This window comes from Paeniglutamicibacter sp., assembly GCF_046714615.1.
Lineage (GTDB): Bacteria > Actinomycetota > Actinomycetes > Actinomycetales > Micrococcaceae > Paeniglutamicibacter.
The window spans coordinates 1-15246 of sequence record NZ_JBKKAP010000113.1 but is presented as its reverse complement, the minus strand read 5'-3'; the positions used below and the strand labels follow the sequence as shown (position 1 = coordinate 15246).

At 66.2% G+C, this 15246-nt stretch carries 13 protein-coding genes; 8 read left to right on the top strand and 5 right to left on the bottom strand.

Annotated elements, in window-relative coordinates; all coding sequences use genetic code 11:
* Window positions 1-358: 358 nt before the first annotated feature.
* From ACLQ7E_RS13715 to ACLQ7E_RS13705, 3 genes are all read right to left on the bottom strand, one after another.
* The gene (locus tag ACLQ7E_RS13715; RefSeq protein ID WP_411733132.1) at window positions 359-1615 is read right to left on the bottom strand and encodes a Fic family protein; all 1257 of its coding nucleotides are present in this window, start codon (window positions 1613-1615) and stop codon (window positions 359-361) included.
* Between the two features lie 329 nt (window positions 1616-1944).
* Window positions 1945-2733 (bottom strand): 2-keto-4-pentenoate hydratase, encoded by a 789-nt coding sequence (locus tag ACLQ7E_RS13710; RefSeq protein ID WP_411733131.1) that lies wholly within the window; start codon window positions 2731-2733, stop codon window positions 1945-1947.
* 71 nt (window positions 2734-2804) lie between these two features.
* Complete coding sequence (locus ACLQ7E_RS13705; RefSeq protein WP_411733130.1) at window positions 2805-2945, bottom strand: hypothetical protein; 141 nt, start codon at window positions 2943-2945, stop codon at window positions 2805-2807.
* 130 nt (window positions 2946-3075) lie between these two features.
* On the opposite strand from ACLQ7E_RS13705, the gene ACLQ7E_RS13700 reads away from it, so the two are divergent.
* Window positions 3076-3258 carry a tautomerase family protein gene (locus tag ACLQ7E_RS13700; RefSeq protein ID WP_411733129.1) on the top strand — a complete coding sequence of 61 codons (183 nt, stop codon included), beginning with the start codon at window positions 3076-3078 and terminating at the stop codon, window positions 3256-3258.
* A gap of 106 nt (window positions 3259-3364) precedes the next feature.
* On the opposite strand, the gene ACLQ7E_RS13695 is transcribed toward ACLQ7E_RS13700, so the two are convergent.
* Window positions 3365-5275 (bottom strand): FAD-dependent monooxygenase, encoded by a 1911-nt coding sequence (locus ACLQ7E_RS13695; protein ID WP_411733128.1) that lies wholly within the window; start codon window positions 5273-5275, stop codon window positions 3365-3367.
* Between the two features lie 166 nt (window positions 5276-5441).
* Here ACLQ7E_RS13695 and ACLQ7E_RS13690 point away from each other — a divergent pair, with 166 nt between their 5' ends.
* From ACLQ7E_RS13690 to ACLQ7E_RS13660, 7 genes are all read left to right on the top strand, one after another.
* Entirely contained in the window at window positions 5442-6044 is a 603-nt protein-coding gene (locus tag ACLQ7E_RS13690) for a TetR/AcrR family transcriptional regulator (RefSeq protein ID WP_411733127.1), read from the top strand.
* 412 nt (window positions 6045-6456) lie between these two features.
* Window positions 6457-8082, top strand: a complete 1626-nt coding sequence (locus ACLQ7E_RS13685) for an MFS transporter (protein WP_411733126.1) — start codon at window positions 6457-6459, stop codon at window positions 8080-8082.
* Between the two features lie 161 nt (window positions 8083-8243).
* Window positions 8244-10451 (top strand): acyltransferase family protein, encoded by a 2208-nt coding sequence (locus tag ACLQ7E_RS13680; RefSeq protein ID WP_411733125.1) that lies wholly within the window; start codon window positions 8244-8246, stop codon window positions 10449-10451.
* Window positions 10452-10586: 135 nt separating this feature from the next.
* Window positions 10587-11231, top strand: coding sequence for a pentapeptide repeat-containing protein (locus tag ACLQ7E_RS13675; RefSeq protein ID WP_411733124.1), 645 nt, complete (start codon window positions 10587-10589; stop codon window positions 11229-11231).
* 60 nt (window positions 11232-11291) lie between these two features.
* The gene (locus ACLQ7E_RS13670; protein WP_411733123.1) at window positions 11292-12056 is read left to right on the top strand and encodes a lysostaphin resistance A-like protein; all 765 of its coding nucleotides are present in this window, start codon (window positions 11292-11294) and stop codon (window positions 12054-12056) included.
* 95 nt (window positions 12057-12151) lie between these two features.
* Window positions 12152-13306: an MFS transporter gene (locus tag ACLQ7E_RS13665; RefSeq protein ID WP_411733133.1), complete on the top strand. Its 1155-nt coding sequence runs from the start codon at window positions 12152-12154 to the stop codon at window positions 13304-13306.
* Window positions 13307-13494: 188 nt separating this feature from the next.
* On the top strand, window positions 13495-14850 hold the full coding sequence (locus ACLQ7E_RS13660) for an MATE family efflux transporter (protein WP_411733122.1): 1356 nt from the start codon (window positions 13495-13497) through the stop codon (window positions 14848-14850).
* Between the two features lie 13 nt (window positions 14851-14863).
* Here the strand turns inward: ACLQ7E_RS13660 and ACLQ7E_RS13655 are convergent.
* Window positions 14864-15246, bottom strand: a 383-nt coding sequence (locus ACLQ7E_RS13655) for an FCD domain-containing protein (protein ID WP_411733121.1), incomplete at its 5' end; no start/stop codon positions are given.

Genomic DNA, 15246 nt, shown 5'->3' with positions numbered 1-15246 from the left:
CGCCGCGCCCAACGCGTCAGCGTCTCGCGCTCCCCATCCGTCAATTCCAGCGGTACCTTCGGCCTCCCGGTGCTTCCCATGACACCATTTTACAATTAGGAAGCGAATTTCTGGCGCAGGACACTAGAAGTGGTGCGCCAATAGCGCGCCGGCGACAGTCAACATACAGGTGGCCCCGGAAGCGATGGATTGATTTCCATTGCTTCCGGGGCCATGGCTGTTTGTTGGGTGGGCCCAAGGGCTGCTCTGCCACACCCCCAGCACATTCATGAGGCCCGAGAAGAACCGGGCTTGCTCCCGCCAGAAGCCACTTTCTTCGGCTCTACACCTTTGCGCCGCCGGCTTTCCGCGCATCGGCTCAATCCTGGGCGACCGTTCGGCGGATGTCCTTCGCGTAGTCGTCCAACACCATGAGAATGCCCTGGTGTTGCCAGACGCGGTTCCGGCTTCGCCCGGATTTTTCTTGCAGAATCCCGCGGTCGCTGAGGATATCCAATGCGCGGTGGGCCACTGCGTCGTTAATTTCCAGCTGCTCTTTTAGATACCGGGCATTTATGACAGGTTGGCCGATCAGCAAGGGGAGAACTTTCCATGCCGTGGAGTTCGAACGCAACCCTTGCAGACGCGTTCGTGCCTCGTCCACTTGGGCGGCCAGCGAGTCGACCAGCATTTCCCCTGTGGCTGCGGCGTAGATCGACGCATTGACGAAGATACGGATGATTGGCGCGGCATCACCAGCCCGGTAGGCGTCCAAGGCGTCGAAATATCCGGAAGTGTTTCGAAGGATCCCTGCAGATATCGGTGCAGTGGCATGCATGGACAGTTTCTTGTTCCGCAGCATCGACTGGGCCAGGGCGCGGCCGGTGCGGCCATTCCCGTCCACGAAGGGATGGATTGTTTCGAATTGGGCATGGGCGATTGCAATCTGGGCAAGGGCAGGTATGTCCTGGCGATTCATGAATACGACCAGATCGTCAATGGCCGGGACAACCCTAGAGTGCTGAGCGGCAATGAAGGAGGCTCCCAGCGGGCCCGCGGTGTCGGTACCGCCAATCCAGACGAGTTCCTCCCTGAACCTTCCAGCTTCTTCTGCCATATCGATCTGATGGCTGAGCAATTCCTTGTGCATGGCAAGAATGCTGTCACGATCCAGGCGCTCGGAAAGCCGGAGCGCTGCCTCCATGGCACGTACGTTGCCTATGACGGTTAATGCGTTTTGCTTTTCACTCTCGTCGATTTCAGCGAGGGCAAGCTGACGCGCAGAAGTTGAGAGTTGCTCGATCTGACTGCTTGAGGCGCTTTCGGTACGTAACAGGATTGTCGACATGGGACCCAGTTCAGGGCTGTTGGTTGCCAGGCGCAGCAAGGAGTAAAGATCGAATTTCTGCAAGGCCTGAGAGGCTTGTTCCAGCTCGGCGCCGAGCGACGTGTCAATATCGGCTTGCCATGCGGCGATTGACGGGGTGATAGTCGAATCGTATGCGCCGGTTTGGCGTTTGGTTTCGGCGTTTGAAAAAATCTCCGGGTGCCGGGGCCGCCATGAAAGGGTTTCTTGGCCGATGGCAGGTACTGACACGCTTGTATGTGAATTGAGAGGGTCATCAGTCGGTGCCATACTTTTCTCCGATCTGATAGTAGGATTTCATCCTACTATCAGATCGGATCAAAGTGATAGTAAGGCCCATCGTTACTATCACTTTGATCCGATCTTCGAAAATTTAACACGGCTTGCATGGAATCGTTCGGGGCCATGGCCGATTTCTTAACGGTCCGATCAGTCGGATTCCGAATTTGTCGCACGAAAGTGCGCCTCAGCGGTCCTGCGGCTTCGCAGTGTGGGTCGACGATTGAGAACACATCGCGTGAAGTGGAATATGTCAGCTTCCTGACGTTGGGCCGCTGGCGAGGTTGGTAATTCCTCGGCCGTGCCCGGATCGGACGCGTTTATGCCCTCCCCGGGGCAATTTCAATGCTCCCCAGCGTTGTGAACTCTGCCGTGTAACGGGACGCATCGTCCATGGCCACCGCATCGGTGAGGCCGCCGGTCAGGACGATGGATCCCGCCGGAATGAACTTGCCCTGAGCATGCAACGAATTGGCTGCCAGCGCGAGTGCCGCGGCCGGATGACCCTGGACGGCTGATCCTGTCGCACGGTCAACTTCCTGTCCGTCGACTTTGACGATCACCAACTCCGAAACCAGATCGATGTCCGCGGGCTTGACTCCCTCTTCGGAGAAGAGGAAGTACGAGGAGGACGCGTTGTCCGCCACGACGTCGGGCAGGAGGAACCGGAAGTCGGCAAAGCGGCTGTCAATGATCTCGAACCCGGCATGCACCGTCGCGACGGCGGCGAGGGCGCCTTCGATGTCGACGTCCGGGCCCCGAAGGTCCTTTTCCATGATGAAGACGATTTCCGGCTCAACTCGCGGATGAATCAACTTATCGTAGGGGGCGCTCGAGTCGGCAGCAATACGCATGGCGTCGGTGAGCACAGCGGTCAGGGGGCTGTCGATGCCCATGCGCTCCTGCTTGGCCTTTGAGGTCAGCCCGAGCTTGACGCCCGTTACATGCTCGCCGGCCTGCACCCGACGACGGATCAGCTCGTCTTGGATGAGGTACCCCTGTGCAACATCGAGGTCCTCCCAGGTATCGGTGATTGGGGCAACATTGGTACGTTCATTCTCGGCGTCGAGCAGGAACTTGGCTGCGGATTCGATGGTCCAGTTCGTCATTTTTATTGCTTTCGATGGTTCCGTGGCCAGGGCCACGCAGATGAAACCCGGCTTGATTGGATGGTACTTGGTCAGTCGGTGGGTTGGCCCGATTCGGGGCGCTCCATGACGTCGGTTCCCGACAGGACGATGAACACGGCCACGCTTGCCAGTGGATGCAGGCGGCGAAGCTCCACGGGAATCGGGCCGAGCCGAACACCCGGCGCTACCATGGGTCCAGCGAGTGGGTCACGTCGTGAAGCGGCAGCGGGTCAGGGCGAAACCGCCCGCGACCGCTCGATCTTTTTTGGCCAGACCCATGAGGGGCTACCCGCCCATCACCAATCCGTAGGAGGAACCTCGATGCCAATTATCGAAATCAAAGTAGTCAAGGGCCGGGACCGGGAAACGCTGGGTCGATGCATGAAGCGCGTCGCCGAGTGCGTGGCCGAGGAACTCGGGGCTCCGCTGGAGAGCATTCGCGTGATCACGGTGGAAGTCGAACCTGAACTCTTTGCTGTGGGAACCCGGCTCAAGTCGGAGTAGGCATCCGGCCCGCGCAGGCGGGATTCCCATGTGCGACGGCCAGCAATGCGGAGGGCCCGCCGTTCATACAGTCGATGCGCGGCGGGCCCTTGGGCCCATGTGGAAGCTACACCAGCGCCGGGGCGCTCATGATGCCGGCGAAGAAGCCGGCCAGTTCCGTGTGTGCATCCAGCGGCAGCACGTGGGCCACGTACTGGTCGGGGCGAACGACCACGATGGCGCCGTCCGTCCGGTTGATTCCGCGGGCCTCGAAGATGTCGTTCGCGGCGTCCGCGGCGAAGACCTTCTCATAGTCGATGAGCCCCAGCGGCGCCTTGCGCGGGAAGAGGAAGGCCGGCACGTCGCCAGGCTCCACGTCGCGGTGCCCCTGCTGGAGCACCGCACGCACGTCGAAGATCGCGTCCTCGTCGGACCCTGCCGGGGTGAAGGTGCGCACGGGTGAGGAGGGGTCCTGCTCCAGGTAGGCGCAGAATGCCGCAAGACGCGAGTCGGCGGCGTCCGGACGGGCCGCGTCGGCGAATGCGTAGATCCGCCAGCGGCCGTCGGCCAACGCCTGGTGCCCGAGCTCAAGCGGCTTGGCATCGGCAAGCCTGATGACGCCGGAGGAGTGGAAGCGCTCGCCGACCGGGAAGCCGGTGGCCAGGTGCTCGTGGGTGTCTTCCCCGGTGATCATGCTCGGGGAGTAATCGGTGGCGAAGCCTGCGGTGAACCGACCGCCCTGGGTGAAGATGCCCTGGCGCTCGGCGGCGTCCATGCCGCCGAGTTCCGGGTGCGCCGGGTCCTTGGGCTTGGCTGCCATGGCGGTCGACCACTTGAGATCGAAGTCGATCAGTTCCTGGGCGATGACCTGGCGCTCCTGGGAGTAGGTGTCCAGCAGGGATTCGGGGCTGCGGCCCTGCAGCACCGCGGCCAGCTTCCAACCCAGGTTGAAGCCGTCCTGCATGGACACGTTCATGCCCTGGCCGGCCTTGGCGCTGTGCGTGTGGCAGGCGTCCCCGGCGATGAAGGCGCGCGGGGTGCGGGTGCCGCGGTCTTCGGGCAGCACGTCGTCAAACCTGTCGGCGATGCGCTGGCCCACCTCGTAGACGCTCCACCAGGCGATTTCCTTCACGTCCAGCGTGTAGGGGTGCAGGATCTTTTGGGCTGCCTCGATGACGGCGTCGGAGGTGAAGCTGCCGCGGGCCTCGCGGTCGCCGGGCTCAATGTCGCCCAGGTCCACGTAGAGGCGCACCAGGTAGCCGCCCTCGCGCGGGATCAGCAGGATGGAGCCGCCGGAGGCCGACTGGATCGCTGCCTTGAGACGGATGTCCGGGAAGTCGGTGACTGCAAGCATGTCCATCACGCCCCAGGCGTGGTTGCGGGCATCGCCCTGCATCTTGATGCCCAGCGAACGGCGCACATTCGAGCGGGCGCCCTCGCAGCCCACGACGTACTTCGCGGACACGGTGATGTCATGACCCGGCTCCTCGCCCGTGCGGCGGAGCGTCGCGGTGACGGGGTACTCGCCGGTTTCGGCGACGCTGACCTCGATGAGCTCCAAGCCGTAGTCGGGGACCAGTCGGCTGGGGGAGTTGGCCATGTGCTCGAAGAGCATGTCCTGCATGCGGGCCTGGTTGACGATCACGTGGGGGTACTCGGACAGCCCGTCGGCGACGTCCTGGATCCGTCCGGTACGGGCGATCTTGTCCACTGCGGGGCCCCAGAAGGTGGTCTCGTTGACCCAGTAGGCCTCGCGCATCAGGGCCTCGGCGAGCCCGAAGCCGTTGAACATCTCCACGGTGCGGCAGGCGACCCCGTCGGCGTGCCCCAGTTCGAGGGCCCCCTCGCGGCGCTCGATGACGAGCGTGGTGATGTCGGGGAATTCGGCCAGCTGCGCAGCAAGGACCGAGCCGGCGGGGCCGGTGCCGGCGATGAGCACGTCCACCTGTGTGGGGAAGGTGCCCGGGGCACGGAGTCCGGGGGCGGCGCGGCGGATGTCGGGGTCGCCCGGGCGGTAACCGTCCTGGTAGAACTGCATGTTGCTCCTTGGGTTGCTGCGCACGCTCGGGCGCTGTGATCTGGCCTACCAACCGTAGGTCCGGAGGTCCCGGAACCGCGAAGACATTCTGTACAGCAGAATGTTCCCGAGGCCCGGTGTTGCGGCGGAATCCCGCCCCCTGCCCGATTCGTCTAGGCTAAAGACCATGGCCACATTGAGGGAAGCGCAGAAACAAATGACCCGCCGGCGGTTGCTGGAGGAGGGGTTGGCGGCGTTTGCCGAACAGGGATACTCCTCCACCACCATCGATGACATCGCCACCCGGGTCGGCGCCACCCGCGCAACCTTCTACCTGCACTTCGGCTCCAAGGCCGAGCTGGTGCGTGCGCTGGTGGAACGCACCGATGAGATGCTGACCAGCATCGATGACCCGTCGCTGACCGAGGTTGTGGCCTCGGGGGACCGTGCGGCGCTCAAGACCTGGCTGGGGCACAAGTTCGACCAGTGGCCGGACATCAAGGACTACATCATCGTCTCCCACCAGGCGGCGGCGGTGGAGCCAGACATCCAGGAATCGATTGACTCGTGGTTCGACGACGCCATCGGGAACATGCAGGCCGGACTGGATGCGGCCGGACGCTTCGATGAGGGAAGCCGGCGCATCCGCTGCACGATTGCCTTCGGCGAGCTGGAATTCTTCTCCGTCCGCTGGATGCGCCGGGGCTGGCTTGTGGACCGCGACACTGCCCTGGAAACCATGACCGAGTCCTGGCACCACCTGCTCTGCGACGAGGTCTCCGGCTCCTAGCCGACGCCGCCCGCATCGCGTGAATTCTGCCGCCCGGCCATTGGCCGGGCGGTTTTTTGCTGCCCTCGGCAAGGGCCCGGCCCGTGTCTGCCTCCACGCTCCCCGGGCACCGACGCCGTCGCAATGATGCGTTTGTGGCCCAACCCACTAAATTCACTTGACACTCTGTCTTGCCAGATGTCATGCTGTTAGCAATTCCTCGTGAGCCAGGCCACAGTCGATCCGGCTCCGCGTGAGGAGCAGAAAAACTTCTCCGTCCAGCAGGCAGCAACGCCGGCCCCGGACGGACGGCACCCGACCGGCCGCAATTGGGCGCGGCCCCGGCGAGGGCACCGCACCGCCGCCGCCAGGCAGGCGGGTTCCACGCATCCCCAAGGCTTCACCACACCGCAAACCAAGGAGTCACCCCCCCATGAGCCACGATCCGGAGGCCAGCCTGCCGGCGGCCACCCAATCCTCCCCGCCGCCGCAGGTTCCGCCCGCACAGCAGGGGTCCGCCGCCAAGCGCTCGATCCGCGGCACGATGGCCGCCGCCTCGCTGACAGTGATGGTCGCCCAGATCGCCAACGCCCTGCCAGGCGCGCTCAACGGCGAGTTCCAAACCACGTTCAACACCGTGGGTTCGCAGCTGACCTGGATCACCGCGGCCTTCATGGTGCTGGTCGTCGTGTTCGAGTTGACCTTCGGGTTGCTGGGCGACAAGTTCGGCCACCGCAAGCTGGTGATCGGCGGTGCAGCATTCGTGGCCGTCGGCTCCGTGGTGTGCGCGCTGGCGCCCACCGTCCAGCTGATGTGGGTCGGTTCGGCCATCAACGGCCTGGGTGCCGGGGCGATCTTCCCGGCCTCGCTGGCCCTGGTTGCAGCGGTGTCACGCAACATGGGTGAGCGCATCCGCGGCATCGCCATCTGGGCGGGCTTCCTCTCCGCCGGTTCGGCACTTTCCCCGCTGCTCGGCGGCGTCCTGGCCGGGCTCGGCTCCTGGCGCGGCGCCTACGTCGTGGTCGCCGTCGTGTCCCTGGTGGCGCTGGTGCTCACCGCGCTGCTGGCCCGCGAGGCATTTTCCCCCCACGCCCGCTCGCTGGACATCTGGGGCCAGGTCACCTTTGCGGCGGGCCTGATTCTGGTGCTCTTCGGCCTGGTCCAGGGCCCGGAGGCCGGTTGGGGAACCGGCTACGTGCTCGGCTCCCTGGTGATCGGTGCGGTGCTGCTGGCAGTGTTCGTGGCCATCGAGCTGAAGGTCGAATCCCCGCTGCTTGACCTGCGGCTCTTCCGTATCCGCCAGTTCACCGTCTCCTCGCTCGTCGCCGTCGTGGGCATGTTCGCCTTCCTGGGCGCCTGCTTCACCACCAGCATGTGGCTCGGTCCGGTGCAGCACCAGAACCCGCTGTTCCTGGGGCTGCTCTTCCTGCTGCTGCAGGGCCCCGCCTTCGTGCTGATCCCCGTCATCTCCCGCCTGCAGGCGCGCTTCGGCTCCCGCTGGCTGATGACCTTCGGCTTCATCTCCATGGGCGCCGGCGCGCTGATCGCCTCGGGCTTCGACGTGCTGGACCGCGACGTCACCGCCTTCATCCTGCCCTGCCTGCTGGTGGGCCTGGGCTTCGCCTTCACGCTGAGCCCGATGACCGCCATCGCGGTGAACTCGGTGCCGCGCCAGCTGACCGGCATGGCCTCGGCCACCACCAACCTCCTGCGCGATCTCGGCTTCGCCCTGGGCCCGGTGCTGGTCGGCGCCGTGGCCCTCAGCGCGGCCGGAAGCCGCCTGGTGGTCTCCCTGCAGACCTCCAACCTGACCCCGGACCAGCTCGGACCCGCCATGGGAATCGCGGAGGCAGGAGGCCCGATCGCGCTGAATTCCCTGCCCGCGGGCGTCCCCGGAGCTGCCGGCAGTGAATTCGCACTGGCTGCACTGGGCGCCGGCTTTGCCCAGGCCTACTTGGTGGTGGCGATCGCCGCGCTGGCCGCCGCTGCCCTGAGCTACTTCGGCCTCAGGGGCGCCAAGGAACCGGACATGGACGAGGCCGTGCACCAGTCCGCATAGCCTCCGCCCCCCTACCCGTTCCAGCACGCCAGTGGCCGGTTGCCGTTTCCGACGGTGCCCGGCCATTGGCCTGACCGCCCGCGCCCATACCCGATCCGGGTGCGAATCCGCGACGCAGCGCCCATCTCCCGGCGCCCGGGCCGTGGGATAGGCTTGCGCGAGTGACAGTTTCAACCGGCTCCGCCCCGAACCAAACCCCGCCCGGGCTTCCGGCAGTGAAGGGTCCGCGGGAAAAATCCAGCGGTTCCTTGAAGGGCTTCCGGGCCGACATCCAGGGGCTGCGCGCCATCGCCGTGCTGATGGTGATCATCCACCACCTGCGCCCCGGCGCGCTGAGCGGCGGATTCATCGGCGTGGACATGTTCTTCGTGATTTCCGGGTACCTGATCACCGCGCACCTGTTCAGGGAAATGCGCGCCACCGGAACCATCAAGCTTGCAAACTTCTGGGCCCGGCGCATCCGGCGGCTGCTGCCGCTGGCCTTCACGGTGCTGCTGGCCTCCGCGGGACTGGTCTTCGCCTTCATCCCCGCCACCGAGCACGGCACCATGTTCAAGCACATTGCCGCCGCCGGGTTCTACGCGGAGAACTGGGCGCTTGTGGCGGATTCCACCGACTATTCGGCCGCGGGGCAGATGGCCACCGTGGTGCAGCACTACTGGTCGCTCTCGGTGGAGGAACAGTTCTACCTCGCCTGGCCGCTGCTGATCCTGGGCGCCGCGTTCGTGGCGGGCAAAGTGGTGCCGATGCTTCACCGGCGGGGAGGCGCCGGCCGGCGCACCTTCTCCGGCCCCGGAACCCGCCGGCTCTTCCTGGCCGCCATCGGTGCGATCACGCTCCTTTCCTTCGCCTACGGGCTCTGGGTCACCGCGGCCAGTCCGCAGGCCGCCTACTTCGACACCGCGGGTCGCGCCTGGCAATTTGCCGCCGGCGGCCTCGTGGCCCTGCTGTGCGTGAACCGCGAAATCGGCAGGGTACCCGGTGCCCTGTTGGGTTGGAGCGGCCTGGCAGTTCTGCTCGCCGGAGCGCTGCTGATCCCCACCGAGACGCGCTTCCCCGGAACCATGGCCCTGGTCCCGGTGCTGGGGACCGCAGCGGTGCTCGCCGCCGCGGGCACCGAGCGGCCCTGGCTGCGTTGGTTCTCGCACGCCACCTGGCTCTCGATCCGCCCGGTGCGCTGGGTTGGGGACATCAGCTACGGGGCCTACCTGTGGCACTGGCCGCTGATCATCGTCGCCCCGTTCGTGCTGCACGCCGAACCCAAGTGGTACCACGAGGCCGGAATCCTGAGCCTGACCCTGGCCCTGGCCTGGCTCTCCCGGCTGCTGGTCGAGGACCCCTTCCGCTTCGGGGCAGTGCTCAAACCGGTGCGCAACTCAATGATCTTTGCACTGGCCGGAATGCTGGTGCTGGCAGGGGTTTCGTGGGCTGGAACCTCCGCCTCGGCGCAAAGCTCCAACCTGCCGCGCATGGTCGCCACCGACGCCTGCTACGGCGCCGGAACCCTGGCGCACCTCTCCGACTGCCTGCCCGTCGCCTCCGCCTTCGCCCCCTGGCCCTCGGCGGTTGCCGTCTCCCAGCAGGTGCGCAGCCCCTTGTTCCCGGGCTGTGAAACCGACACCCTGCAGGTGGGCGAATCCAGCTGCAGGCTGGGAAACACCACCAACCCGAAGCTGCGCGTTGCCGTGGTGGGGGACTCGCACGCCTCCGCCTGGCTGCCTGCCCTGGTGAAGATCGCCAACGAGCGCGACTGGGAAATCGTCACCCACATTCGCTCCGGCTGCTCGCCCTCGGTGGCGGCGCTCAAGGGCGCCGAAGAGCTCAGCGGCACGGCCGAACGCCTCTGCACCGAATCGGTGCGCGCCCTGGGCCCCGGGCTCGCGGCGGATCGGGACATCGACGCGGTGATCGTCGCCGCGCAGGGCAACAAGAGAACCTGGATTTCCTCCCCGGGCTACGAATTCGCCGACCCTGCCACCGAGGGCTTCACCAGCCTGTGGCAGTCCTGGATCGACGCCGGCAAATCCGTCGCGGTGATCCACGAGGTGCCGCGCCTGGGCAACACGAACGTGCCCACCTGCGTGGCCTCGAACCCCGGGGACCCGCTGGCCTGCGCGGTGAGTCGCAAGCAAGGCCTGTCGATCAGGCAAAACCTGCAGAAGGCGTTGGACAGCGACGCGGCCCCGAAGGGCATCGTGCGGGCTGACCTGACCGATTCCATCTGCTCGACGGAAACCTGCTTCGCCGTCATCGGCTCGCTCATCACCTACTACGACCAGTCCCACCTCTCCCACGACTTCTCCGCCTCCCTGGCACCCCTGCTGGCGAAGGAACTGGAACGGGACCCCGTCTTCTCCACCGGAAGGTAGCGCCCGCGAAGGACCCGTCGCCCCGTCACGGGCAACGGGCCGGCGTCAAGCCGGCGCCGAGGTGAGAATGCCAACGCACGCCCACGCCCGGCAAGGCACGTCCCGCGGCATAAACTGATGCCCATGCCTGCATCCGTGAAAGCCCCCCGCCTGCCCGCCTTCAAGGAACCCGCCACGACCGGTTCCGGGGACCTCACCGGCTTGGAAACGGACGGACGCGCCGAACGCCTGCTCTTCGAATCCGACGACGCGGCAGGGGTGGACCTCGAGGACGCTGTCTTCACCGAATGCATCTTCCGCTCCGTCTCCCTGCAGGGTTCGCCCATGGCCCGGGTGACCTTCGGGGACTGCCGCATCGAGGAGGTCAACGCCCCGGTGCTCGAGTCCCCGGAATCCGGCTGGTGGAACACCGCCGTGGTGGGCGGGCGCATCGGCTCGGCCGAGCTCTACGGCTCCACCTTCCGCTCGGTGAAGTTCGAACGCGCCAAGCTCGGCTACCTGAACCTGCGCCGCGCGAAGATCAAGGACGTGGAATTCCGCGACGTGCACATCGAGGAGCTCGACGCGGGAGGCGCCAACCTGGAGCGGGTCACCTTCATCGACTGCACCATCGACACCCTGGCCCTGAACGGCGCCAAGCTCAAGGACGTCGACCTGCGCGGGGCGCGCCTGCGCACGCTCTCGGGAATCACCGCGCTCAAGGGCGCCACGGTGAGCTTCGAGCAGCTCATGGACCTGGCCCCGATCCTGGCCAACGAACTGGGCCTGCGCGTCCAGTGAGCCGCGTGGGGCGCGGGGAAGTGGCTTCAGAACCTGGCAACGCTCGGTAGGGTTGAAACCATGCACCAGCATCCCGTCCCGTACCCATACGCCCCACCGCCCCGCAAGCGGCAGCCGGTTTTCGACGCCGGGTCCATGCGGCGCGGGGATATGGTGGTGCTGGGGACCTACCTGGTGCTCTTCGTGCTTGGCGCCGGCGGCCTGCTGGCGATGGTCCCCGGGTTCGTCGAGGCCTTCAAGGACCAGGATGCGGCGCAATTCGGCGTGAACCTCATCATCTACGTCGTCGTGTTCACCGGGGCGATGATCATGGGCTTCGAGGCTCTGCGTTCCTCCTTCGCCACGTTCAAGTACCACCCATGGGCCAAGACGCTGATGATCCCCGGCGGCTGGCTGGGGTCCCTGATCGTCAGCACCATCGTGCTGGTTTCCATGGGGAACCCGGTCAAGAGCGAAAACCAGCTGGCCCTGGAGGGCATGACGCGTGCGGTCCCGTTCATCACGATGTTCGTGGTCACCGCGGTCCTGGGCCCGTTCGTGGAGGAGTACATCTTCCGCCACCTGCTCATCGGCAAGCTCAGCCGCAGGCTCAACGTCTGGGTCTGCGTGGCGATCTCGGTGGTGCTCTTCACCTCCCTGCACTTCATCGGCTCCGGCTCCTTCGACCTGACCAGCGCGATCCCCTATACGACGCTGGGGATCATGATGTCAGTCGCCTATGTGCTCACCGGCAAGTCGCTGGCGTACTCCTACGTCCTGCACGTCTTCAACAACGCGGTGGCGCTGATCCTGTCCTACACGCTGCTTCCGCTGTTCCAGCAGTAGAAACCGAACGAAGGACAGTCCCGCACGTGTTTGGCGTTCCCGAAGATCCAGCGCCGTGGCACGGCCACGCCCATGGCAGCCGCGGCTACCGCAAGATGATCCTGGCGCTGTTCGCCGCCGGCGTGGCAACCTTCTCCCAGTTGTACTCGGTCCAGGGCGTGCTGCCGGAACTGGCCCGCGACCTGGCGGTGACCGAGGCAGATGCGGCACTGGCGGTCTCCGCGGCAACCCTGGGCCTGGCGACCTCGGTGCTCTTCTGGTCGCTGCTGGCGGACCGCATGGGGCGGCTGCGCGCCATGACCTTCGCGGTGCTGGCTGCCGTGGCGCTGGGGCTGGCGGTCCCGTTCTCCCCGGGCTTCGAGTGGCTGCTGGCCCTGCGCTTCATCGAGGGGCTGGCCCTGGGCGGGATCCCCGCGGTGGCGTTGGCGTACCTTTCCGAGGAGGTCTCGCCCCTGCATTCGGCGGTTGCCGCCGGCACCTACATCTCCGGGACCACCCTGGGCGGGCTTGCCGGGCGGCTGGTCGCCGGACCGCTGAGCGAATTCGTTTCCTGGCGCCTGGGCACCCTGGTGGTGTCGGTGATGGCAGCCATCGCCGCCGGCGTGTTCATTGCCGTGGCACCCAAGCCGCGGGGTTTCACCCCGGTGCCCTGGCGCAGCCCTGACCGCATCCCCCTGTGGAAAAAGCTGTGGATGAACCTGCGCAAGGGGCCGTTGCTGGTGCTCTATGCGCAGGGTTTCCTGCTCATGGGCGGCTTCGTGGCCGTTTACAACTACCTGGGTTTCCGGCTCGAGGCCGCCCCGTTCCTGATCCCCGCCTCGCTGGCCTCGCTGGTGTTCGTGGCGTACCTGTCCGGCACGTGGTCATCGCGCCGGTCCGGGGCGATGGTGGCGCGCTTTGACCGGCTGCCGGTGCTGCTGGCATCCATCGGGTTGATGGCCGCGGGCCTCGTGGTGACGCTGGCCGATTTCCTGCCAACGATCGTCATCGGGCTGCTGGTGTTCACTGCCGGGTTCTTTGCCGCCCACTCGGTGGCCAGCGGCTGGATTCCGATGCTCGGCGTCGGGGGACGGGCACAGGCCGCCAGCCTGTACAACCTGGCCTACTATTCCGGGTCCTCGCTCTTTGGCTGGGCCATCGGCCTGGCGTTCAACGCAGCCAACTGGCCGGGGTTGGTGCTGGCAGTGGTTTCCCTGTTGGTGCTGGCGGCGCTATTGGCGCTGGGCGGATTGCGCCGGACCCGGATCTGAGGCCAGCGGCGGACGCGGTCGTGGCTGCCTAGAGCAGTTCCAGGAGCCGGGCCTTGTAGGCCTCGAAGGCCGCGACGGTGGGTTCAATGGAGGCGCGGATCAAGCTGCTGGTTTGAGGTGGAGGTCGGGTTCGAATCAGCGAATCCTGGGGAAAACTTGGCCGCGCCCCAGCCCGGTAGTCTGGTGGGGTGAAAGAAGCTGTCGGAAACCAGGTCGTCACCCCCGAATCCTCGCGTGGTTTGGGGCGAACCATCCTGGCACTGGCGGTTCCCGCGCTGGGCGCGCTCATTGCCGAACCGCTCTTCCTGCTGGCCGACATGGCCATCGTCGGCCACCTGGGCATCAATGAACTTGCCGGGGCCGGGCTGGGGACCACTGTCCTGCAGACCGCAGTGGGACTCATGATCTTCCTGGCATATTCCACCACCCCCGCCGTGGCCCGGGCCATCGGTGCGGGCGACCTTGGCAGGGCCATGGCCGCCGGGCGCGACGGGATCTGGCTTGCCGTTGGCCTGGGCGTGATCCTGGGTGTGGCCGGGTTCCTTGGTGCTCCCATGCTGGCAACCGCCATGGGGGCCGAGGGCGAGGTGCGCGGATTCGCGGTCGATTACATCCAATATTCCACTTTTGGCATACCTGCCATGCTGCTGGTGCTCGCCGCGACCGGGGTGCTGCGCGGGATGCAGGACACCAAGACGCCGCTCTATGTGGCAGGGATCGGCTTCGCCGCCAACATTGCGCTGAACTTCATCCTGGTCTACCCGCTGGGCATGTCGGTTGCGGGTGCCGCGCTGGGCACCTCGATCGCCCAGTGGGGGATGGCGGCGGTCTACCTGTGGATGCTGGTTCCGCGGATCCGCAAAGCAGGGCAGTCACTGGCGCCGCACGGGCGGGGGGTGCTGAGCACCGGCCAGGTCGGATCCTGGCTGATGCTGCGCACGCTGTCGCTGCGCGTGGCCTTGCTCGCCACGGTTTGGGTGGCCACCGGCCAGGGTGCGCTCACGCTCGCCGCCCACCAGCTGGTCTTCACCATTTTCACGTTCATGGCCTTCGCGCTGGATGCACTGGCCATTGCCGCGCAGGCGCTGATCGGCAAGGAGTTGGGTGCCGGGCATGCGGGGCGTACGAACCTGCTCACCAGGACCATGTGCCGCTGGGGCGTGTACTTCGGGGTGGCAACCGGCGTGCTGCTGGCGGTCATCGCGCCCTTCGTCGGTGCGTTGTTCACCTCGGATGATGCGGTGCGGCAGGCGACCATGGTCGGGGTCTGGATCCTCGCCGCGTCCCAGCCGGTTTGCGGGCTGGTGTTTGTGCTTGACGGGGTGCTCATCGGCGCGGGGGACGCGCGCTACCTGGCGGTCGCGGGCATGATCAATCTGGCGGCCTATCTGCCGATGCTGTTTGTCATCACGCTCTTCGAGCACCGCGGTGTCTCGGCCGTCACCTGGATCTGGGTGGCGTTCGGCCTGGGCTTCATGCTCGCCCGTGCAGCAACCCTCACGTGGCGGGTGCGCAACGACAAGTGGATGCGCCTGGGGGCCTGAACCGAGGGGAAACTCAGGACCAGAGGCTGCCGGGGTCGGTGAACTGCTGGGCCATGGCGGTGCGGATGGAACGCAGGTGCACGCGCATGGCCTCCTCCGCCGCCCGCGCATCCGCCGCGGCGATGGCGGCGTAGATGGCCTCGTGCTCGGCAAGTTCGGTGGGGGCGCCCATATAGTGCTGCAGTCCCGGAAGCACGTGGTGGGCACGTGCGGTCTCGTCGAAGCACCGCCGCAGGGAATCGGCCAGGCGTGAATTGCGCGAGGCATCCGCTATGGCCTGGTGGAAGTCCTGCGCCGCGTCCATGGCGCCCAGCGGATCGGCGGCGGAGAGCGCGGACTGGGTATCGAGCAGCTGGCGCAGCTCCACGACGAGGTGCTGGGGCAGGAATCCGGCAG